This window comes from Collinsella aerofaciens (assembly GCF_040920445.1).
In the GTDB taxonomy this organism is placed as follows: domain Bacteria; phylum Actinomycetota; class Coriobacteriia; order Coriobacteriales; family Coriobacteriaceae; genus Collinsella; species Collinsella aerofaciens_BH.
Genome location: NZ_JBCOTQ010000012.1, coordinates 1 through 20,335, shown reverse-complemented (window position 1 = coordinate 20,335; position 20,335 = coordinate 1). Strand labels below are relative to the sequence as shown.

At 61.6% G+C, this 20,335-nt stretch carries 21 protein-coding genes; 20 read left to right on the top strand and 1 reads right to left on the bottom strand.

The features are described from left to right. The first annotated feature begins 3 nt into the window (after positions 1-3). The 3 genes from nadD to rsfS all read left to right on the top strand — a co-directional run bounded on the left by nadD (position 4) and on the right by rsfS (position 1,786). Entirely contained in the window at positions 4-681 is a 678-nt protein-coding gene (nadD, locus tag AB5405_RS03230) for a nicotinate-nucleotide adenylyltransferase (RefSeq protein WP_055285119.1), read from the top strand. 87 nt (positions 682-768) lie between these two features. Next, a complete protein-coding gene (gene yqeK / locus AB5405_RS03225) occupies positions 769-1,302 on the top strand; it encodes a bis(5'-nucleosyl)-tetraphosphatase (symmetrical) YqeK (RefSeq protein WP_193221482.1) in 534 nt (177 codons plus the stop codon). Between the two features lie 28 nt (positions 1,303-1,330). Beyond that, entirely contained in the window at positions 1,331-1,786 is a 456-nt protein-coding gene (rsfS, locus tag AB5405_RS03220; RefSeq protein ID WP_368137582.1) for a ribosome silencing factor, read from the top strand. A gap of 96 nt (positions 1,787-1,882) precedes the next feature. Here rsfS and dinB read toward each other — a convergent pair whose 3' ends face one another. Next, a complete protein-coding gene (gene dinB, locus AB5405_RS03215) occupies positions 1,883-3,136 on the bottom strand; it encodes a DNA polymerase IV (RefSeq protein ID WP_438265705.1) in 1,254 nt (417 codons plus the stop codon). Between the two features lie 201 nt (positions 3,137-3,337). On the opposite strand from dinB, the gene rpsP reads away from it, so the two are divergent. The 17 genes from rpsP to rpsB form a co-directional block, all read left to right on the top strand. Further along, the gene (rpsP, locus tag AB5405_RS03210) at positions 3,338-3,679 is read left to right on the top strand and encodes a 30S ribosomal protein S16 (protein ID WP_022094749.1); all 342 of its coding nucleotides are present in this window, start codon (positions 3,338-3,340) and stop codon (positions 3,677-3,679) included. 42 nt (positions 3,680-3,721) lie between these two features. Next, complete coding sequence (locus tag AB5405_RS03205) at positions 3,722-3,967, top strand: KH domain-containing protein (RefSeq protein WP_171021534.1); 246 nt, start codon at positions 3,722-3,724, stop codon at positions 3,965-3,967. Positions 3,968-3,971: 4 nt separating this feature from the next. Next, a complete protein-coding gene (rimM, locus tag AB5405_RS03200) occupies positions 3,972-4,493 on the top strand; it encodes a ribosome maturation factor RimM (protein ID WP_368137580.1) in 522 nt (173 codons plus the stop codon). Positions 4,494-4,503: 10 nt separating this feature from the next. Beyond that, entirely contained in the window at positions 4,504-5,262 is a 759-nt protein-coding gene (trmD, locus tag AB5405_RS03195; protein WP_368137579.1) for a tRNA (guanosine(37)-N1)-methyltransferase TrmD, read from the top strand. A 2-nt stretch (positions 5,263-5,264) separates the two neighbouring features. After that, on the top strand, positions 5,265-5,828 hold the full coding sequence (lepB, locus tag AB5405_RS03190; protein WP_368137578.1) for a signal peptidase I: 564 nt from the start codon (positions 5,265-5,267) through the stop codon (positions 5,826-5,828). Positions 5,829-5,887: 59 nt separating this feature from the next. Next, on the top strand, positions 5,888-6,799 hold the full coding sequence (locus AB5405_RS03185) for a glycine--tRNA ligase subunit alpha (RefSeq protein ID WP_006236091.1): 912 nt from the start codon (positions 5,888-5,890) through the stop codon (positions 6,797-6,799). Between the two features lie 3 nt (positions 6,800-6,802). Next, positions 6,803-8,899: a glycine--tRNA ligase subunit beta gene (gene glyS, locus AB5405_RS03180; protein WP_368137577.1), complete on the top strand. Its 2,097-nt coding sequence runs from the start codon at positions 6,803-6,805 to the stop codon at positions 8,897-8,899. Positions 8,900-8,933: 34 nt separating this feature from the next. Then, positions 8,934-9,809 (top strand): pyruvate, water dikinase regulatory protein, encoded by an 876-nt coding sequence (locus AB5405_RS03175; protein ID WP_368137576.1) that lies wholly within the window; start codon positions 8,934-8,936, stop codon positions 9,807-9,809. 298 nt (positions 9,810-10,107) lie between these two features. Beyond that, on the top strand, positions 10,108-12,858 hold the full coding sequence (gene ppdK / locus AB5405_RS03170; protein WP_368137575.1) for a pyruvate, phosphate dikinase: 2,751 nt from the start codon (positions 10,108-10,110) through the stop codon (positions 12,856-12,858). Between the two features lie 209 nt (positions 12,859-13,067). Then, positions 13,068-13,409, top strand: coding sequence for a 50S ribosomal protein L19 (gene rplS / locus AB5405_RS03165; protein WP_117583231.1), 342 nt, complete (start codon positions 13,068-13,070; stop codon positions 13,407-13,409). Between the two features lie 93 nt (positions 13,410-13,502). Further along, entirely contained in the window at positions 13,503-14,291 is a 789-nt protein-coding gene (rnhB, locus tag AB5405_RS03160; protein ID WP_368137574.1) for a ribonuclease HII, read from the top strand. Between the two features lie 189 nt (positions 14,292-14,480). Further along, positions 14,481-14,966 carry a YraN family protein gene (locus AB5405_RS03155; RefSeq protein ID WP_368137573.1) on the top strand — a complete coding sequence of 162 codons (486 nt, stop codon included), beginning with the start codon at positions 14,481-14,483 and terminating at the stop codon, positions 14,964-14,966. Next, the gene (locus AB5405_RS03150; RefSeq protein WP_368137572.1) at positions 14,966-16,489 is read left to right on the top strand and encodes a YifB family Mg chelatase-like AAA ATPase; all 1,524 of its coding nucleotides are present in this window, start codon (positions 14,966-14,968) and stop codon (positions 16,487-16,489) included. Before AB5405_RS03155 ends, AB5405_RS03150 begins: the two co-directional genes overlap by 1 nt. Next, positions 16,486-17,421 carry a DNA-processing protein DprA gene (locus tag AB5405_RS03145; protein ID WP_368137571.1) on the top strand — a complete coding sequence of 312 codons (936 nt, stop codon included), beginning with the start codon at positions 16,486-16,488 and terminating at the stop codon, positions 17,419-17,421. The genes AB5405_RS03150 and AB5405_RS03145 overlap by 4 nt, the downstream gene beginning before the upstream one ends. Positions 17,422-17,435: 14 nt before the next feature. Further along, positions 17,436-18,773, top strand: a complete 1,338-nt coding sequence (trmFO, locus tag AB5405_RS03140) for a methylenetetrahydrofolate--tRNA-(uracil(54)-C(5))-methyltransferase (FADH(2)-oxidizing) TrmFO (RefSeq protein WP_368137570.1) — start codon at positions 17,436-17,438, stop codon at positions 18,771-18,773. Beyond that, a complete protein-coding gene (locus AB5405_RS03135) occupies positions 18,770-19,690 on the top strand; it encodes a tyrosine recombinase (protein ID WP_368137596.1) in 921 nt (306 codons plus the stop codon). Before trmFO ends, AB5405_RS03135 begins: the two co-directional genes overlap by 4 nt. Before the next feature lie 219 nt (positions 19,691-19,909). Next, on the top strand, positions 19,910-20,335 hold a 426-nt coding region (gene rpsB, locus AB5405_RS03130), incomplete at its 3' end, for a 30S ribosomal protein S2 (protein WP_368137569.1).

Genomic DNA, 20,335 nt, shown 5'->3' with positions numbered 1-20,335 from the left:
GCCATGTCGCTGCGCGGTGGAATCGGTCTGCCCGAGCTTCCTCTAGAGGACGGGCAGGAGTTTAGGCTCGGCATTATGGGTGGCACCTTTGATCCCATCCATTACGGGCACCTGGTGACTGCCGAGCAGGCGCGCGAGTCGCTCGACTTGGACGCTGTGCTCTTTATGCCGGCGGGCTCTCCTGCTTTTAAGCTTGACAAGCCGGTGACGCCTGCTGAGGACCGTTATGCCATGACGGTCCTCGCCACCGCCGCGAACCCGGCCTTTTTGGCGAGTCGGTTCGAGATCGACCGTCCGGGCGTAACCTACACGGCCGATACGCTTCATGCCCTTCGCGACTTTTACCCGCCGCAGGTAAAGCTCTACTTTATTACGGGCGCCGACGCGATTATCGATATTGTGACCTGGCATGATGCCGAACGAATCGCTGAGCTTGCTACCTTTATTGCGGCGACGCGACCGGGTTTTGATATCGATACGGCGCGTGCCCGAATCAAAGAGTCGGGGCTGCCGTTCGACGTGCGCTATATTCAGATTCCGGCGCTGGCGATCAGCTCGACGAACATTCGTAAGCGAGTTGCCCGCGGCATGAGCGTGCGCTATCTTACGAGCGAGTCCGTGCTCGGCTACATTCGCAAACGCAGGCTATATGCCGATTTGGGCCAAGAAGATTTTGAGTGATGGGGGTCTACGTTGTCGGTAGAGGATCAGTTTGAGGGCGATGAGCGCGCGCTGCTCAAGCGCATTCAAGAGCTGCTCGATGTTCGCATGAAGGATAAGCGCAAGCGCTATGTGCATTCGCTGGGTGTTGCCGAGACCGCACTTCATCTGGCCGAGGTCTACGGCGTTGACCGCTTTGATGCCGCTGCCGCCGGCCTGATCCATGACTGGGACAAAGTGCTCTCCGACGACGAGCTGGTCACGCGCGCTCTGCATTACGGCATTAAGATTGCCGGCTCTCCTTCCGCCGCGACGCCGCTTTTGCATGGCCCTGTTGCCGCCTATGAGCTTCCGCAGCTTTTTCCCGAGCTGTCGCCGGCGGTCTTTCAGGCTGTCGACCGTCACACCGTGGGTGCCTGCGACATGACGCCGCTCGATATGGTGGTCTTTGTGGCCGATGCCATCGAGCCCAACCGCCACGGCGACTATGCGCATGCGCTGCGCAAGATGGTGGGGGAGTCGACGCTCGACGAGTTGTTCTTCTCCTGTTTTGCGCAGGGTTTGGTCTATGTGATCCAGTCCGGGCGCTATCTTTATCCCACGGCTATTACGATTTACAACCATTACGCCCAGCTGCGCTAGCTCGGGTGTGTCTAGAAAGAGGTATTCCATGGCCGACGAGACCATGACTGACGAGCAGATTCTTGAGAACGTGGAGCACAAGAGCTTCGCCGCCACGTCCGACCGCACCGCCGCCTCGCTGTCCGCGAGCGGTGTCGCCGCCGAGGATGTCGCCCGCGCCGCTGCGCAGGCCGCCTACGACAAGAAGGGCGAGGACGTTCAGGTGCTCGACCTGACCGAGCTTTCCGATGTGTGCGACTACTTTGTGCTCGCCACCGGTACCAACAACCGCCAGGTCGATTCTATCGTCGACGAGATCGAGGAGAAGGTCGCCGAGGCTTGCGGCGAGCACCCGTTCTCCATCGAGGGTCGCGAGCAGAAGACCTGGATGCTCATGGACTATGGTTCGGTTGTCGTCCACGTCTTCACTCCCGAAGCCCGCGACTTCTACCGCCTCGAGAAACTCTGGGGAGACGCCCCCCAGCTCCCCCTCAACCTCCTCTAGTAGCTCATTTGAGACGGGGTTTAGCTACCCTCACGCATATCGCCGGGCAGGTGCGGTTTTCCGCACCTGCCCGGCTTTCTTTTTGCCCAAAGGCGGTTAATCGTTGAAGCGGGATTGGCGGCCGAAGGATAGGGCGGTGTCGCCGAACTTGTCTCGGACGGCGTCGATGGCGACGGAGAGGTCGCGGCGGTCGCTGGATTGGGCTCCGCGATCATCGACTTCGCAGAACAGGTCGGTTTGGATCCCGCCTTGGTGGTCGAAGTCGCTCATGCCGATGCCCGCTAAGCGAACATGCATGCCTTCCTGCCAGATATTGTCGAGCAGTTCGAGTGCAACCGCCACGAAAATGTTCTCATCGTCGGTCGGATGAGGCAGCCGGCGCTGTGCCGTACGCCCGCTGCCATACGAATACTTGAGCTTGAGCGTTACCGTGGCACCCGTCAGCCCCTGACGGCGCAGACGGCGTCCCACTGACTCTCCCAACAGCGCAATCGCCGCCTCAATATCCCCACGCTCAGTCAAATCTTTAGCAAAGGTGCGTTCATTGCTGACCGACTTGACCTCGCGCTCTTCATCGAGGCTCGTGACTTCAGAGATTTCGAGTCCCAGCGCACGCTGACGCATGCGCTCGCCATTGACGCCAAAAATAGAGGCCAAGGTGGATTCCGGTGCACGCGATAGCTCTCCGAGGGTGTAGATGCACATGCGGCGCAGTCGCTCCTCGGCCGAGCGCCCAATGCCACTCATGGCAGATACCGGCAGTGCGGCCAAAAAGCGCTGCTCGGTTCCGGGGCGCACGATGGTCAACCCAAACGGCTTATCCCGCTCGCTTGCGATCTTTGCAACCGTCTTGTTGCAGCCCACGCCAATGGAGCACGTCACTCCCAGCGCTGCCACGCGGTCGCTTATACGCCGCGCAACCAGCAGCGGGTCTTCGGGCGCAAAGCGACCCGGTGTGATATCGATAAAGGCTTCGTCGATGGATACGCGCTCAACGCGCGGCGTCTCCTCGGCGAGAATCGCCATGACTTGCGCGCTCACCTCGCGGTAGCGATCAAAGTGCCCGTGCGTCCAAATGGCTTGCGGGCACAAGCGCCGCGCCTCGGCCGAGGCCATGGCAGAGTGCACGCCAAAGCGACGTGCCTCATACGAACACGTAGACACGACGCCACGCGAATCGGCGTCTCCGCCCACGATGAGCGGCTTGCCGCGCCACTCGGGATGGTCGAGCATCTCCACGCTCGCAAAAAACGCATCGAGGTCCATGAGGCCCACCGCCGGACCCGTCCAGGGCGGCGGCGTGACGCCCATGGCATCCTCATAACCGTATGTATGTTCGCGTCTTTTCATGGCATGAGTATACCGCGCAGCTCATGTGGGGTGCGTGGATGTGCTTGCAAATCGAGAATTCTTGTCTAAGATATGGATTTGCCTTCGACTATACCGAAGAAGTTGGTCTCACGGACTTCACCTGCCCGCGTCGATGGCGTATTATGTTCAACTGTTTGTTTGTAGTTGCAGCCTAAAGCTGCTTGGTTGGAGGAGTTTCCTTTGGCAGTCAAGATTCGCCTTGCTCGTCACGGCGCTAAGAAGCGTCCGTACTACCGTGTCGTCGTCGCCGATTCCCGCGCCCCGCGTGACGGTCGTATCATCGAGGAGGTCGGCCGCTACAACCCGATGACCGCCCCCAAGACCATCAACCTCGATCTCGAAAAGATCGCTGACTGGCAGTCCAAGGGCGCTCAGCTCACCGACGCTGTCGCTGCTCTGGTCAAGGCCGCCAACGAGGGCGAGAAGACCGAGACCGTCGTCAAGAAGTCCAAGAAGCAGCTCGCCAAAGAGGCCGAGGCCGCTAAGGCTGCCGCTGAGGCCGCTGAGGGCGCCGAGGAGTAAATCGTGCCTGAGGTTGACGCTGCACAGCTCGAGGGTGAGGCAATGCTCTCAGATCGCATCGCCGATCTCGTCGAATATCTCGTTGTTCAGATCGTCGACGACCCGGATTCCGTGAGCCTCGAGGTCATCGATGGTGACGACGCCTCCACGATTGAGGTTTCTGTTGCCGAGGATGACGTCGCTAAGGTCATCGGCCGTCGTGGCCGTACCATCAAGGCCATTCGCACGCTCGCCCGTGCACTGGCCGCTCGCCTCGACACTGCAGTCGAGGTAGAGGTTCTGGGCTAGGACCTTGAGGTCCCAGTACAAAAACATCGCCCGTGTGGTCAAGCCGCACGGAAGGAAGGGGGAGGTCCTCGCGCAGCCGCTGCGGGGGCTTCCTTCTGTATTGACGCCGGGTATGCGCGTCGCCTTGACGCCGCCGGCGCTCAAGCGCGACCGTTTTTGCACGGTCGTATCCGTCACCGATACGGGCGATGGCGATCTGGTCTCGTTTGAGGGCATTGACGACTTGACGGCCGCCGAGGGCATCACGGGATGCTACGTGCTGGCAAATCGTGACGATTTTGAGCTCGATTCGCTCGACGCTGCCTATACCGACCTGATGGGTCGCGAGGTGGTTGACGAGCGCTTTGGCTCGCTCGGCACGATTGTCGAGATCATGTCGACGCCCGCCAACGATGTTTGGGTTGTCGAGGGCGATCGGTACGGCGAGGTGCTGATTCCCGTGATCGAGCAGGTTGTGCTCGATCTTCCCGATCAGGGGACAATTTCCGTCCATGTTATGGATGGTTTGATCGATATGGACAAGTAGGGAGGAAAACATGCTGATCGAGACCCTTTCGGTCTTTCCCGAGATGTTTGAGCCCGTCATGTCCACATCGATCTTGGGCCGCGCCCGCAAGGCCGGCCTTTTTGATTTTAAGGCCTACAACCTGCGTGACTGGACGCACGACCGTCATCGTACCGTTGATGACGAGCCGTACGGCGGCGGGCAGGGCATGCTCATGAAGGTCGAGCCCATCGCCGAGGCTATCGAGGCAATTCGTTCGGAGGGTTCCAAGCCCACGGTTGTGTTTTTTACGCCCTGTGGCGAGCCCTTTACGCAGCATGTTGCCGAGCGCCTGCTCAAAAGCGAGCGCCTGCTGTTTGTATGCAGCCGATACGAGGGCGTCGACGAGCGCGCGTATGCGTATGCCGACGAGCGCCTGTCGATCGGCGACTACGTGCTTACGGGCGGCGAGCTTCCCGCTATGGTCGTTGCCGACGCCGTCGTGCGTCTGATTCCCGGCGCCCTTGGTGACGAGATGAGCAACGTCGATGAGTCGTTCTCGACTGCCGAGGACGGTGGCCTGCTCGAGTACGCGCAGTACACCCGTCCCGCCGAGTTCAACGGCGAGGGCGTGCCTCCTGTGCTCGTGAGTGGCGATCACGCCAAAGTTGACGCCTGGCGCCGCAAGAACGCCATCGAGCGCACCTGCCGCTGGCGTCCCGACCTGATCGAGACGGCGCGGCTTACGCCCGAGGAACGCGCATACGCGCAGGAGATCCTGGACGCATCGTATTCGCAGAGCGAGGAGTGAGAATGGTTCCATCGCAGCATTCCGTGCTAAAGGGTGCGTTTGAGTGGATCGCGGTCGTCGCGATTGCACTGGTCGCCACCTTCTTGATTCGCTCGTTTGTGGTCGAACCCTTTGTGGTGCCCACCGGCTCCATGGAGTCCACGATCGAGATCGGCGACCAGATCTTGGCGCAAAAGGTGAGCCTTGAGCTCGGCCAGCCCGTCAACCAAGGCGATATCGTGGTGTTCCATAACCCCGATGGCACCTCCGAGCACGATGTTCTCGTCAAGCGTGTTATTGCCACGGCCGGCCAGACGGTCGACCTTCAGGACGGCAAGGTGGTCGTTGACGGCCAGGCGCTCGACGAGGACTACACGACCGGCATGAGCTGGCCGCTTTCGGTCCAAGCTCCCGGCGCTCAGGTAAGCTATCCCTACACCGTTCCCGACGGGTGCGTGTGGGTGATGGGCGACAACCGCGAAAACTCTGCCGACTCACGCTACTTTGGTTCCGTCGATCGCTCTGATTTGATCGCCGTGGCGCTTGTGCGCTACTGGCCGCTCAACCGCATCGGCGCTATCGACTAAAAACCGCTATAGTACAGTACCTAACCGTGTAATCGTTTCGACGAGGGGATATTAGAGGCATGAACGCTTCATCGCTTTCCTTCCAAGACATCATCCTGCGCCTCCAGCAGTACTGGGGCGAGCAGGGCTGCGTCATTATGCAGCCCTATGACTCCGAGGTCGGCGCCGGTACCTTCCATACCGCGACCACGCTGCGCTCGCTCGGTCCCGCCGAGTGGCGCACCTGCTATGCGCAGCCTTGCCGCCGTCCCGCCGACGGCCGCTACGGCGAGAACCCCAACCGCATGCAGCACTACTATCAGTTCCAGGTGCTCATCAAGCCCTCACCGGTCAACGCCCAGGAGCTCTACCTGGGGTCTCTTGCCGCCATTGGCCTGGACCCCAACGACCATGACGTCCGCTTTGTCGAGGACGACTGGGAGAGCCCGACGCTCGGCGCCTGGGGCCTTGGCTGGGAGGTCTGGCTCAACGGCATGGAGGTCACGCAGTTTACGTACTTCCAGCAGGTAGGCGGCATCGAGGTCGACCCTGTGCCCGTCGAGATCACCTATGGCCTGGAGCGCATTGCCATGTATGCGCAGGGCGTCAACTCCGTCTACGACTTGGTGTGGAGCTACCTGCCCGACGGCACGCCCATGACCTATGGCGACGTGTTCCTCGAGAACGAGCGCGAGTTCAGTGCCTATAACTTTGAGGTCGCCAACGTCGAGATGATGCGTCAGAAGTTTGACGACTACGAGGCCGAGTGCCATTCCTGCCTGGAGCGCAAGCTGCCGCTGCCCGCATACGACTGCGTCATGAAGTGCAGCCATGCCTTCAACCTGCTCGATGCTCGCGGTGCGCTGTCCGCGGTCGAGCGTGCTAACTACATCTTGCGCGTCCGCGCCGTCGCCAAGGCGTGCTGCGAGGCCTATATGGCCGAGGTCGCCGGAGTCAATGAGAATGCCGACCAGGAAGGCGAGGTGGCGTAAGCCATGGCAGACGCTAAGGATTTCCTGTTTGAGATTGGTACGGAGGAAATGCCCTCCGCACCGCTGAACAATGCCGTCAAGCAGCTTGGAACCATGATCGCCAAGGGTCTCGACGAGGCCGGTCTGGCCCATGGCGAGGTCCGCGTGATCTCGAGCCCGCGTCGTCTTGCCGCGCTCGTGGCTAATGTCGCCACCGCGACCGATGAGGTTCACGAGGTCAAGCGCGGTCCCGCGGCAAACATTGCCTTTGATGCCGACGGCAACGCCACTAAGGCCGCCCAGGGCTTTGCCCGCAAGTGCGGTGTGGCTGCCGAGGATCTGGTCCGTCGCGAGGACACCGACGGTCGCGAGTATGTGTTCGCCGAGAAGAACATTCCCTCCGCACCGGCTACGCCGATTCTGACCGCTCTGTGCGAGAAGACTATTGCCGGCCTGCAGTGGCCCAACTATCGCTCCCAGCGCTGGGGCCACGAGCACGCGACGTTCGTGCGTCCTGTCCGCTGGATCTGCTGCCTTTTGGGCGAGGACGTCGTGCCCGTGTCGTTTGCCGACGTGACGAGCGGCAACACCACTCGTGGTCATCGCGTTCTGGGCCCCGGTGACCATGTGGTCGCCAGCCCCGCCGTCTACGAGCAGGTGCTCGAGGACGCCGGCGTGCTCTCTGCCGAGCGTCGCCGTGAGGCTATCCTTGCCGGTATCGCCGAAGTCGAGGCTGCGCGCCCCGGCTGCCATGTCGACACGCCCAAGAAGGTCTTCGAGGAGGTCATCAACCTCTGCGAGTGGCCGACGGTGCTCGTCGGTACCTTTGACGAGGAGTTCCTCAAGGTCCCGCACGAGATCATCTGCGAGTCCATGCTCACCAACCAGCGCTACTTCCCGATCTATGACGGCGAGGGCAAGCTGACGCGTGAGTTCGTGGTCGTTTCCAACAGCAAGCCCGAGAATGCCGAGCGCGTGATCGACGGCAACGAGCGCGTCGTGCGCGCCCGTCTGGACGATGCCAAGTTCTTCTACGAGGAGGACCTGAAGATCTCCCTCGACGAGTTCCGCGAGCGTCTGGCCAAGGTCGCCTTCCAGGAGAAGCTCGGTAGCGTGCTCGCCAAGTCCGAGCGTATTGAGCAGCTCGCGCTCGCCATCGCCCGTGAGGCCCATCTGGGTGCCCATCTTGCCGCCGATGCCGCTCGCGCCGCGCACCTGTGCAAGGCCGACCTGGTATCCAACGCCGTCGTCGAGTTCACGAGCCAGCAGGGCGTGATGGGCGGTTATTACGCGACCGCGATGGGGGAGAACGACGAGGTCGCCCACGCCATCCGCGATCACTATCGCCCCCGCTTTGCCGGCGATGAGCTGCCCGAGGGCACCGCTGGCTGCATCGTGGCCTGTGCCGACAAGCTCGATACCATCGCCGGTATCTTTGCCATCGGCGAGCCCCCGACCGGCTCCTCCGACCCGTACGCGCTGCGTCGCGCCGCCATCGGCATCATCAACATCCTGCGCGATCGCCTGCCGATTGACCCCACGTCGCTCATCGACTTCGCCCTTGAGCTCTATAGCGAGCAAGGCATTGAGTTCGACGCCGCCGAGGTCGCCCAACAGGTCCGTGACTTCTTCCATGGCCGCCTGGTGAGCATGGCCCGCGACGAGAAGATTCCGGCCGATACCGTCGCCGCCGTCTCTGCGGTGCACATCATCGCTCCGTCCGTCTTCTTCGCCCGCTGCGCCGCGCTCGACGAGGCTCGCAAGAACGATGCCGAGACCTTCGACAACCTGGCTACCGCCTATGCCCGTGCCGCTCACATCTCCAAGCCCGAGCTGGGTGCGGAGTACGACCGCAGCCTGATGGGCGAGGTCGAGCTCGCGCTCGCCGACGCCTCCGAGGCTGCTCAGACCGCTGTCGATGCTGCTCTCGCTGGCGAGGATTATCCTGCCGCATTTGCCGCCCTTGCAGCTCTGCGTGCCCCCATCGACCGCTTCTTCGACGAGGTTATGGTCATGGACAAGGACGAGCAGCTCCGCGATAATCGCCTTAAGCTGCTCAACCGCTTCGAGGCCGTTTTCTCCGGCATCGCCAACATCGGTGAGCTTGCCCGCAAAAAGTAAGCCAGCCTGCGCGTAAGCGCAAAAGGAGCCCCGCATGGATTGCCCGGTCACCGCTCGTCCCACCGTTATCGTTATCTCCGACTCGCTCGGTGATACCGCTTGTGAGGTGGTGCTTGCGGCGTCCGGGCAATTTGATGAAGGGGCTTTTCGTTTGTTGCGCCTGCCCAAGGTGAACTCGGTGGAGCAGGTCAAGTTGTTTGTGGGCCCGCGCGTTGATGCGGACCATCGCGATATTGCCGTGTTCCACACCATTGTCGATCCGGCGCTTCGCGCCCGCGTGCTCGATTACCTGGGCATGCTGCATATTCGTTCGGTTGACCTGATCGGCCCGGCGCTCGCCGTGCTGTCGTCGCTCATTGGTGTGCCGCCCAAGGGCGTCGCGGGCGTGATTCACAAGACCGATGACCGCTATTTCCATCGTATCGAGGCCATGGAGTATTTCGTTGAGCACGATGACGGGCGCGGTTCCGATGATCTGTCGGGGGCCGATATCGTGCTGCTGGGTGTATCGCGCACGTCCAAGACGCCGCTGTCGATGTATTTGGCCTATCAGGGCTACAAGGTTGCCAATGTTCCGTTGGCACATGGCATGGAGCCGCCGAAGTCGATTTACAAGGTCGACCCGATGCGGTTGTTTGGTCTGATTTCGACTGTCGATGTGATCTCTGAGATACGCGATAGCCGCTTGGGCGATGACTACGCCCGTGCCGTCGCCGGCTCCTATGCCGAGCCCGAGAGCGTGCGCAGCGAGCTCGAGGAAGCCCGTGCCCTCATGAAGCGCCTGGGCTGCTTTGTGGTGCGTACCGACGGCAAGGCGATCGAGGAGAGCGCCTCCGAGATCATCGGTCATTTGATGGAAATCCAAGAAGCCCGTGCCTTCCGCGCCGCCCGCCGAGGTCAGCAAAGCTAACTCATTGGGGTAGATAAAAATTCACCGTCCTTAAAATACTACCTAAAAATAATGCACGATATTGGTAAAGCGATTTAGCAAAGAACCTGCATTTGACCTGCAATTCTCTTGCATTGGTATCTTCATAATGTAACCACCTTTACCTACCGTTTACCGTCACATTTAACACGTTTACCAAACCCCGCGCCCTCTACGCAAGCCCGCTCAATGCCCGCCGTATAGTACCCTCACGGCCCGCATCCGGCGGGTCGATTCGTTACCACGGTCGTGCGCGAGAGCGCATGGAAGGGGAAGTATCGTGAGCGATTGCAAGAGGGTTTACCGTTTTGGAACCGACGCCCAGGGCACCTGTGTCACCGAGGGCGACAAGTCCATGAACTTCGTGCTTGGCGGCAAGGGCGCAAACCTTGCCGAGATGAGCCGCATCGGCCTGCCGGTTCCCGGTGGCTTTACCATTACCTGCCAGACCTGTGTCGAGTACTCCGGCGCCGGCAACGTCTGGCCCGAAGGCGCACTCGATGAGATCGTTGCCGCCGAGTCCGACCTCGAGGCCCGCTGCGGCAAGAAGCTCGGCGACGCCTCCGATCCGCTGCTCGTGTCGGTTCGCTCGGGCGCTCCGTTCTCCATGCCCGGCATGATGGACACGGTCCTCAACTTGGGCCTCAACGACGATTCTGTCCAGGGTCTCATCGCCCAGACGCAAAACCCGCGTTTTGCCTGGGATAGCTACCGCCGCTTTATCCAGATGTTCTCCAACGTCGTTATGGGTGTTGACGCCGACCTGTTCGAGAACGCCCTGACTCAGGCCCGCCTGGTCGCCGGCGTTCGTGTCGATTCCGAGCTTTCGGCCGAAGACCTGCAGGAGCTCGTCGAGACCTTTAAGAGCATCTTCTCCGACAACGTCGAGGCCGCCCTGTATCCCGAGCTCGACGTTGCCGACGGCAAGCCCGTCTTCCCGCATAATCCGGAGCTCCAGCTGCGCCTTGCCATCCAGGCCGTCTTTGGCAGCTGGATGAACGAGCGCGCCTGCATCTACCGCAAGCAGCATGGCATTTCCGACGAGCTCGGCACCGCCGTCAACGTGCAGGCCATGGCCTTTGGCAACAAGGGCGAGACCTCTGCGACCGGCGTCGCCTTTACGCGCAACCCGGCCGACGGCACCAAGGAGTTCTACGGTGACTTTTTGGTAAACGCCCAGGGCGAGGACGTCGTCGCCGGTATCCGCAACACCGAGCCCATCGCCGACCTCAAGACCACCCCGGGCCTCGAGTCCGCTGGTGAAGAGCTCGAGCGCGTGTTCCTGACGCTCGAGGACCATTACCGCGATATGTGCGATATTGAGTTCACCATCGAGCAAGGCAAGCTCTGGATGCTCCAGACTCGCGTGGGCAAGCGCACCGCCACCGCCGCCCTGCGTATCGCCATCGAAATGGTCGAGGAGGGCCTGATCACCCGCGAGGAGGCCGTGAGCCGCATCGATCCCGCGCAGCTCGACCAGCTCCTGCACCCGCAGTTCGACTCCTCCAAGAAGTACGAGGCGCTCGCATGCGGCCTTAACGCCAGTCCCGGTGCCGCCGTGGGCGAGGTCGTGTTCTCGAGCGATGACGCCGTCGCGCGTTCTGCCGAGGGCCATAAGGTCATTCTGGTCCGCTGGGAGACCAATCCCGACGATCTGAAGGGTATGGTCGCCGCCGAGGGTATCTTGACGAGCCATGGTGGCAAGACGAGTCACGCCGCCGTTATCGCCCGTGGCATGGGTACCCCCTGCGTCTGCGGTGTCGAGTGTTTCCATATCGACGCGGCTGAGAAGGTCGTGCGCATCGAGGGCAGCGACCGTGTGCTGCATGAGGGCGACATTATCTCCATCGACGGCACCCAGGGCATCGTCGTCGACGGCGCCGTCGATCTGGTTTCGGCCGAGCTCACCGGCGACCTGGACACCATCCTGTCCTGGGCCGACGAGATCCGCCTGGACGAGACCGACGGTCACGCCAACCACGTGCGCGTCAACGCCGACAACCCCGAGGATGCCGAGCTCGCGCTTGAGTTTGGCGCCGAGGCCATCGGTCTGTGCCGTACCGAGCATATGTTCCTGGGCGATCGCAAGAACATTATCCAGAGCTTCATCCTGTCCGACGACGAGGCTGTGAAGCAGCAGGCCCTGGCCGATCTGCTCAAGGTCCAGACTGAGGACTTCTTGGCGATGTTCAAGACCATGTCTGGTCGCGAGGTGGTCGTTCGCCTGCTCGATCCGCCGCTTCATGAGTTCCTGGATAATCCTCGCGAGCTCGAGGTCGCCATCACCAAGAAGGAAGCCGCCGGCGCCAGCGAGGAAGAGCTTGCCGCCCTGCGTGCCCGCCTGCGCCGTATCGACGGCATGGTCGAATCCAACCCGATGCTCGGCCTGCGCGGTGTGCGCCTGTCCGTCGTCTTCGGTGACCTGCCGCTCATGCAGGTCCGTGCCGTGGCAACGGCTGCCGCTCGTCTTATCAAGGAAGGCGTCGACCCGCGTCCCGAGATTATGGTCCCGCTCGTTTCCATTACGGCCGAGCACGTTCAGACTCGCGAGGTCATCGAGCGCGTGATCGCCGAGGTTTCCGCCGAGGAGGGCGTCGAGCTCAACATTCCCGTGGGTACGATGCTCGAGCTGCCTCGCGCCTGCATGGTCGCCGACGAGATCGCCCAGCACGCCGATTTCTTCTGCTTTGGCACCAACGACCTCACGCAGACGACGTTCGGTTTCTCGCGTGACGACGCCGAGGCCAAGTTCATTCCGCTGTACATGCATAAGAAGATCTTGAAGGATAACCCCTTCGAGACCATCGACACGGCGGTGCTGGGGCTTGTGCGCATGGCCGTCGAGAAAGGTCGCGCCACCAACCCCGACATGCACTTTGGCGTGTGCGGTGAGCACGGCGGCGACCCTAAGTCCATCAAGGGCCTGTTCAACGTGGCCGACGTGGACTACGTGTCCTGCTCGCCCTATCGCGTACCCCTCGCACGTCTTGCGGCCGCTCAGGCCAAGCTCGAGGCGAAGCGCTCCGCGTAACGTTTTGGATTTAGACGCCTAGCGTAGCCCCCTTCATACCGCCCGTCTCATTCGTGAGGCGGGCGGTTGTCATGTGCGGGTTTTGTCTTTTTGTCTGCAAAAAAAATTGTTCTTGCAGCAGAAACCCGCGCGTGTATACTCGAATACGTTTGTTCAACTACGTGCCGGCCAAGGTGGTACGGCACCTCTAGAAGAGTAAGGAATTGCACATGGATTACATCCGCGCAATCGAGCGTCAGCAGATCCGCGAGGACATCCCGCAGGTCCGCGTTGCCGACAACGTCAAGGTTCACTACCGCATTAAGGAAGGCGACCGCGAGCGCATCCAGGTTTTCCAGGGTGACGTCATTCGCATGGCCGGCGCCGGTGCCCGTGAGACCTTCACCGTACGCAAGATTTCCTTTGGTGTCGGTGTTGAGCGTACCTTCCCGCTTCACAGCCCCAAGATCGCCAAGCTCGAGGTCGTCCGTCATGGTCGCGTCCGTCGCGCCAAGCTGTACTACCTCCGCGACAAGGTGGGCAAGGCTGCTCGCATCCCCGAGAAGCGCTAAGAAGATCGCAGCGTCTGTCCACTCGTTTGGACAAAAGGGTCACCTTCGGGTGGCCCTTCTTTTTATCTGATTTGCATGCAAGGAGGCCCCGATATGGCCAACATGACGAGCTCGGTTTCGGCATCGCAGGTTGCCGGCGAGCTGGCGAGCGCCACGTTTGAGGAGATCCCCGCCCTCGTGGAGCATTATCGTGAGGATCCGCGTCAGCAAGTGATCAAGGCTTGCGAGCGCGCTCTTAAGCGCCATGCCAAGGAACTTGCCGAGCGCGAGCGCGTCAACGGCATGTACGAGCTGATGCACGAGCTCGGTGGGGATGGCGTGGTCGTGGGTGTTGACGAGGTGGGTCGCGGTTCGGTGGCCGGTCCTTTGACGGTGTGCGCCGTGTGCCTTCCCATGGAGCCGCGCGTCTGGGGCATCAACGATTCTAAAAAGCTCACGCCGGCGCGCCGCGAGCTGCTCTCGGTGAAGATTGCCGAGGTTGCGAAGGCGATTGGTTTTTGCCATATCGCGCCTGCGGATATCGATGATATTGGCATGGCCCGCGCCATCCGCGTTGCCGTCGCGGGCGCCGTGGCCGATACGGGACTCGAGCCCGATTGCGTGCTTATGGACGGTAACCCCTTGGGCGCCGTTCCCAATGAGCGCGACGTGGTGAAGGGCGATGCCAAAATCGCCTGTATCGCCGCGGCCTCCATCATGGCCAAGGTCACGCGTGACGAGATGATGGTCGAGTACGACGCCGAGTATCCCGAGTATCATTTGGCCGAGTCGAAGGGCTACGCAAGCCCCGAGCACATCGAGGCCATTCGCAAACATGGACTTTGTCCGCTGCATCGTGTGAGCTTTTGCGGAAACTTTCTGCAGACTGAGTGCCTTTTCTAGGTCAATTGTGGAGACAGGGACCTCTGGCGTTTTATAAACCTGCTGGTAGCGGGCCGTGTGCAACGTGATTGTTGCGTACGGCCCGTTTTTTGTAGGCATTTGGTCAGCTTTTGGTTTGCTTCCGGTACTTACCCGCATGAAAGGCGCCCTCATCATCGGGGCAATGCAGTGTGCGGGAAAGGAGACCCCATGTGTGCCGCAAGCAAAAAGAGCAAGACGCAGCAACTCAAGGAGCGCTGGGAAGACGGCGAGCTCGACTGCGGGGCGATTACGCCCGAGTTTATCAAGGGGCTCAGTCCCCGCGAGCTCGGCATGCTGGGCGAGCTGATCACCATCGATTACTTTACCGAGCGTGGATACACCTTGTTGGAGCAGGGCTATCGTTGCATTGAGGGCGAAGCCGATCTGGTGCTGCTCGATGAGCTCGACGATGTCGTGGTGATGGCCGAGGTAAAGACAAGACGCGTCGCCCTGGATTGCGCTACGCGGGTCTTTCCCGAGGAGGCCGTGGACGCCCAAAAGCAGCGTCGGTATCGCCGTATCGCAAGTTGCTATCTCATGGAGCACTATCCGCTCAGGTCGATTCGCTTCGATGCCGTGGGCGTCACCATCCGCGGCGGGCATATCGCCGAGATCGAGCACCAGTACAATGCGTTCGATTGGCAGGTGTCGTGATGGCGTTCGAGACGTTTGCCGTACATGCGGCCTGCATCCGCGGCGTTGAGGCAATTCCCGTTACCGTCGAGGTCTCGCTTGCCGGTGGCGTTCCGGGCATCCAGATGCTCGGCATTCCGAGTATGGAGGTGATGGAGTCGCGCGGGCGTATCCGGTGCGCCATGCGCTCGGCCGGCTTCGAGATCCCTCGTTCCGGCATTACCGTCAACCTGGCACCCGGCGATATCCGCAAAACTGGCAGCGGTTTTGACCTGCCGATTGCCATCGCGGTTCTGGCGGCCGATGGGCAGATTCCCCGTGACCACCTCGATCGCTGCCTTATCGCAGGTGAGCTTGGTCTGGACGGCACGGTGCTGCCCGTCAAGGGCGAGGTGGCGTTTCAGCTGTTGGCGCGCGATATGGGGCTTTCCTTTATCGCCGGTAGGTCCGATCAGCATGTGCCGCTTGCGGGCGTTGACTGCGGGTTTATCGACCACCTATCTCAGCTTGCCCATGGCATGGGGGATGCCGCACGGCATTATCTGGATTCTGAAGTGCTCGAGGCGACCTTTGAGCCCGAGCTCGATTATGCCGACGTGCTGGGGCAGGAGGTCGCCAAACGTGGCATGGCGCTTGCGGCCGCCGGTGAGCTCGGCCTGCTCATGATCGGCTCGCCCGGTTCGGGCAAGACCATGCTTGCGCGGCGCATGACGGGCATTTTGCCCGAGCTTTCTCTCGAGGATCAGCAAGAGGCGCTGTGCATCCATTCGGTTTTGGGTGAGAACATCGATGGCCTGCTTGCGGGGCATCGCCCCTTCCGCAGCCCACATCACAGTATTTCTACCGCGGGACTCATCGGCGGCGGACGTCCGGTGCATCCGGGCGAAATTAGCCTAGCTCATGGCGGCGTGCTCTTTTTGGACGAGCTCGCCGAGTTTCCCACTGGCGTGCTGCAGACGCTGCGTCAGCCCATCGAGCGCGGCTACGTGAAGATCGTGCGCGTTGACGGGGCCTTTACGTTCCCGTCGCGCTTTCAGCTGCTAGCTGCGAGCAATCCCTGCCCCTGCGGGTTTTTGGGCGATCGCGAAGTGCCGTGTCGCTGTTCCGCGTCGATGGTCGAGCGCTACCGGGGCAAGTTGCGCGGTCCTTTGGCTGATCGTATCGACATGATGATCGATGTGGCCCGCCCCGATCCTCAGGTGATCATTGAGGGCGCGGAAGGTATGTCATCGGCTGAGCTGCGCGATTACGTCGTGCGTGGGCGCGCCTTTCGCGCCTGGCGTGAATCCCGTATGGACGATGCGGACACCGAGGCCGAGGAAGATGAGTCGCGGTCCATTGACGGCGTCGTTTCGACCTTTGGGCTTGATGAGGCCGCCGAGAAATGCGTGCTCGGACTGTCAAGGCGCACACATCTCACGGGTCGCGGCATCGTGCGCCTGGTACGCATTGCGCGCACGATCGCCGATGTTGCCGAAAGCGAACAGGTGACGCAGGATCACGTGCTCGAGGCGGCGATGTATCAGGGAAGGAGGGACCAATGATGGCCGAGGGGACCTTCGAGCTGCATCCAGGTGATGCGTTGTATCCCGAGACCGTATTGGAGCTTTCTGATGTACCCCAGACGCTCTATGTGCGCGGCAACCCCGAGGTGCTTTCGACGCCCGCGCTCTCCATTATCGGCGCGCGCAAGGCCTCGCCGTATGGTCTTGCCGTGGCAGAACTTGCGGCCAAGGTGGCGGTCGAGGCGGGAGTGACGGTGGTCTCGGGCGGTGCGGTCGGCTGCGACCAGGAGTCGGGTTGGGCTGCGGTCAACGCCGGGGGCAAACACATCGTGGTACTAGGGACCGGCGCCGATGTTGTCTATCCGGGCTCGAGCGCCGGCCTCATCACGCGCACACTCGATACGGGCGGCGCGGTCGTTTCGATTTCGCCGTGGGGTATGGGACCGCGTAAGTTCGCCTTTCCGCGACGCAATCGCGTAATCGCCGCCTTGTCGCAGGCGCTCTTTGTTTCCGAAGCGGGCATGCCCTCGGGCACGTTCTCCACGGCGGAGGCCGCTATGGACTTGGGACGAGAGCTCCTTGCGGTGCCGGGCTCCATCCTTTCGCCCGAGTCGCGTGGGACCAACTATCTCATCGCTAACGGAGCCTGCTGCATCATCGACGAGGAATCAATCGAGATGGCCATCTCGCGCATCTACGGCACGCTGCGCTACTCGCGTCCCGATGCTCCTGGCATCGCCGATCTGGATCCCACGCAGCAGGCCGTGATGCATGCGCTCATCGCCTCGCCGCTTAAGGTCGACGACATTGCCGCGCTCGTCTCGCTTGATGCTGTCGGCGTGCTCAAACTCTTGGGCTCGCTCGAGCTCGAGGGTCTTATCGAGCGCATGATGGATGGAAGGTATGCGCCCTCAAAGTTTGCGCTTCACGCCCAGACGCCCTTCGGTCACAATGGAAAGCGTGTCAATTAGAAAGGTGTTTGCAGATGCAGTTCGATCAGGTGACGGTTATCGGTGGCGGTCTGGCGGGTTCGGAATGTGCAATCCAACTGGCAGATCGCGGGTTTGCCGTAAAGCTGTGCGAGATGCGCCCCCAGGTGAGCTCTCCGGCCCACCATACCGATCACTTGGCCGAGCTCGTCTGCTCAAATTCGTTTAAGTCAACCCGTCCGGATTCCGCTGCTGGCCTGCTTAAGGCCGAGCTCGAGCGCATGGGCTCGGTGCTGCTCGATTGCGCCCATCGTGCGGCCGTTCCCGCTGGCGGTGCCCTGGCGGTTGACCGCGTCAAGTTTTCCGAGCTTGTCGAGGCCGAGGTTGCCGCCCGACCCAATATCGAGGTCGTGCACGGCGAGGTTACGCAGATTCCTGAGGGCCATGTGGTCATTGCCGCGGGCCCGCTGTGTTCACCGGCATTGAGTGAAGAGGTCATGAAGCTCGTCGGTGGCGACGCCCTTGCGTTCTTCGATGCCGCGGCGCCGATCGTCGATGCCTCCACGCTCGATATGGACGTGCTGTTCTCGCAGTCGCGCTACGAGGAGCAGGGGAGCGGCGACTATCTCAACGCTCCGCTCAACAAGGAGGAGTACGAGGCCTTTATCGAGGCGCTCACCACCGCCGACCGCGTGGTGCTCAAGGACTTTGAGGGTGGCGACCTGTTCCAGGCCTGTCAGCCTGCCGAGGAAGTTGCCCGCACCGGCAAGGATGCCATCCGCTTTGGTGCCATGAAGCCCGTCGGCCTCACCGACCCGCGTACCGGACGTCGCCCCTGGGCGGCGATTCAGCTGCGTGCCGAGAACAAGGAGAAGACCGCCTATAACCTGGTGGGCTTCCAGACCAACCTGACTTTTGGCGAGCAAAAGCGTGTCTTCCATATGGTTCCTGGTTTGGAGAATGCCGAGTTCTTCCGTTATGGCGTCATGCACCGCAATACCTTTGTCGATGCGCCGCACGTTCTTGACGGCACCTTTGCCGTGCCCGGCACGGGTGTGCGTCTCGCCGGTCAGATCACCGGTACCGAGGGGTACATGGAAGCGGTGGCTACCGGTCTGCTCGCTGCGCTCAACACCTATGCCGAGGCAATCGAGGCGGAGCCTGTTGAGTTACCGCGAGTGGGCGCCCTGGGTGCGCTCGTGGGCTATGCAACCGATCCGGCAACGGTGGGCTATCAGCCCATGCACGTTAACTTTGGCTTTGTGCCACCGCTCGAGGACGGCAAGCGCCGCAGTAAACGCGACCGCTACCAGGCATATGCGGATCGCGCGCTCGGGGCCCTCGATGCCTACTTGGCCACGCGTTCCGACTTGTTTGGGGGCGACCGGTCATAGCCTTTGACCTGTACGATACCGTCGACTCGTTTATCGCCTACATCGCACGTGTCGAGGGGCTCTCTCCCAATACGGTGACTGCCTATGGATCGCGGTTGGAGCGCTTTGCTGCCTGGTGCGAGCGTACGGGTGTCGATGCGCGTATGGCCGATGTGCGTACCGTCCGTGCGTATTTGGCCGAGTTTTCGCGCGAGCAGGTGGCGCCTCGCACCATTGCCGCGCATTTGTCGGCTATTCGGTCGCTCTATCGTTGGATGGCTGCCGAGGGGATTGTCGAGGGCGATGCGGTCTCGGCGATCGCGTCGCCCAAGCTGCCGCGCGACCTGCCCGGTGTGCTGACGACCCAACAGGTCGAGGCGCTGCTCAAGACGCCTGATACTTCGACGCCCGCGGGACTGCGCGATGCGGCGATGCTCGAGCTGCTCTATGCCTCGGGCGCCCGTATCTCTGAGCTCGCAGCACTCAATGTGGAGTCCATCGCTTGGTCCGAACGCACGCTGCGTCTGTGGGGCAAGGGGAGCAAAGAACGTATCGTCCCCCTGTATCGTCGTGCGCTCGAGGTGACTCGTTTCTATATTGAGGAGGGGAGGCCGGTGTTGCTCGCTCAGGCAAAGCGCCGTGACCCCGCCACCGGGCCGCATTCGCTGCTTATATCGGTGCGCGGCAATCGCATGAGCGCCGCCATGCTCAGGCGGCGGTTCCATACGCTGGCGACGCTCGCCGGCATTCCGGCCGACATTGCCCCGCATGCGATGCGCCATACCTTTGCGACCGACTTGCTCGAGGGCGGTGCGGACCTGCGCTCGGTTCAAGAGCTGCTGGGCCATGCAAGCCTGTCTACAACGCAGATTTACACGCATCTCACGCCCGATCGGCTCAAACGTGCCGTGGCTCAAGCCCATCCCCGCGGCGAATAGTGGCTGGGACGTCCCGCGCCACACTCAGGTGTGTGGTTTTGATTGCGGGTTGGCAGGAAGATGCATTCCTGCTATCATTCATCGGGTTGCTTCACGGCAACATGTTTTTATCACGCACGCGCGGCTACTTCATACCGTGGTGCCCGGGCTTTGGTAGCACATGTCCGGGTTGGTTTTGGAGGATGACCCCGCGCGGAGGCAAACCACAGGAGGTTTAACATGGCTACCAAGATTAATATCCGCACCCTGCTCGAGGCCGGCTGCCACTTCGGTCACCAGACCCGTCGCTGGAACCCCAAGATGAAGCCGTTCATCTTCGGTGAGCGCAACGGCATCTACATCCTCGACCTCAAGCAGACCATCCTCGACGCCGACCAGGCCTACACCTTCGTCAAGAACGTCGCCAAGGGTGGCAACGTGCTGTTCGTCGGCACCAAGAAGCAGGCTCAGGAGGCCGTCAAGAACGCTGCTGAGCGCGCCAACATGCCTTACATCAACCAGCGTTGGCTCGGCGGTATGCTGACCAACTTCGTCACCATCCGCTCCCGCATCAACCGCATGGAGGAGCTCGAGGCCATGGTCGAGGACGGCCGCATGGCAGTGCTCCCCAAGAAGGAGCAGGCTGTTCTCGGCAAGGAGCTCACC

Bases quoted from the DNA above. Each gene is read 5' to 3' on its own strand.
- nadD (WP_055285119.1), top strand. From the start codon at position 4: ATGTCGCTGCGCGGTGGAATCGGTCTGCCCGAGCTTCCTCTAGAGGAC.
- yqeK (WP_193221482.1), top strand. From the start codon at position 769: ATGAAGGATAAGCGCAAGCGCTATGTGCATTCGCTGGGTGTTGCCGAG.
- rsfS (WP_368137582.1), top strand. From the start codon at position 1,331: ATGGCCGACGAGACCATGACTGACGAGCAGATTCTTGAGAACGTGGAG.
- dinB (WP_438265705.1), bottom strand. From the start codon at position 3,136: ATGAAAAGACGCGAACATACATACGGTTATGAGGATGCCATGGGCGTC.
- AB5405_RS03205 (WP_171021534.1), top strand. From the start codon at position 3,722: ATGCTCTCAGATCGCATCGCCGATCTCGTCGAATATCTCGTTGTTCAG.
- trmD (WP_368137579.1), top strand. From the start codon at position 4,504: ATGCTGATCGAGACCCTTTCGGTCTTTCCCGAGATGTTTGAGCCCGTC.
- lepB (WP_368137578.1), top strand. From the start codon at position 5,265: ATGGTTCCATCGCAGCATTCCGTGCTAAAGGGTGCGTTTGAGTGGATC.
- AB5405_RS03185 (WP_006236091.1), top strand. From the start codon at position 5,888: ATGAACGCTTCATCGCTTTCCTTCCAAGACATCATCCTGCGCCTCCAG.
- glyS (WP_368137577.1), top strand. From the start codon at position 6,803: ATGGCAGACGCTAAGGATTTCCTGTTTGAGATTGGTACGGAGGAAATG.
- AB5405_RS03175 (WP_368137576.1), top strand. From the start codon at position 8,934: ATGGATTGCCCGGTCACCGCTCGTCCCACCGTTATCGTTATCTCCGAC.
- rplS (WP_117583231.1), top strand. From the start codon at position 13,068: ATGGATTACATCCGCGCAATCGAGCGTCAGCAGATCCGCGAGGACATC.
- rnhB (WP_368137574.1), top strand. From the start codon at position 13,503: ATGGCCAACATGACGAGCTCGGTTTCGGCATCGCAGGTTGCCGGCGAG.
- AB5405_RS03155 (WP_368137573.1), top strand. From the start codon at position 14,481: ATGTGTGCCGCAAGCAAAAAGAGCAAGACGCAGCAACTCAAGGAGCGC.
- AB5405_RS03150 (WP_368137572.1), top strand. From the start codon at position 14,966: ATGGCGTTCGAGACGTTTGCCGTACATGCGGCCTGCATCCGCGGCGTT.
- AB5405_RS03145 (WP_368137571.1), top strand. From the start codon at position 16,486: ATGATGGCCGAGGGGACCTTCGAGCTGCATCCAGGTGATGCGTTGTAT.
- trmFO (WP_368137570.1), top strand. From the start codon at position 17,436: ATGCAGTTCGATCAGGTGACGGTTATCGGTGGCGGTCTGGCGGGTTCG.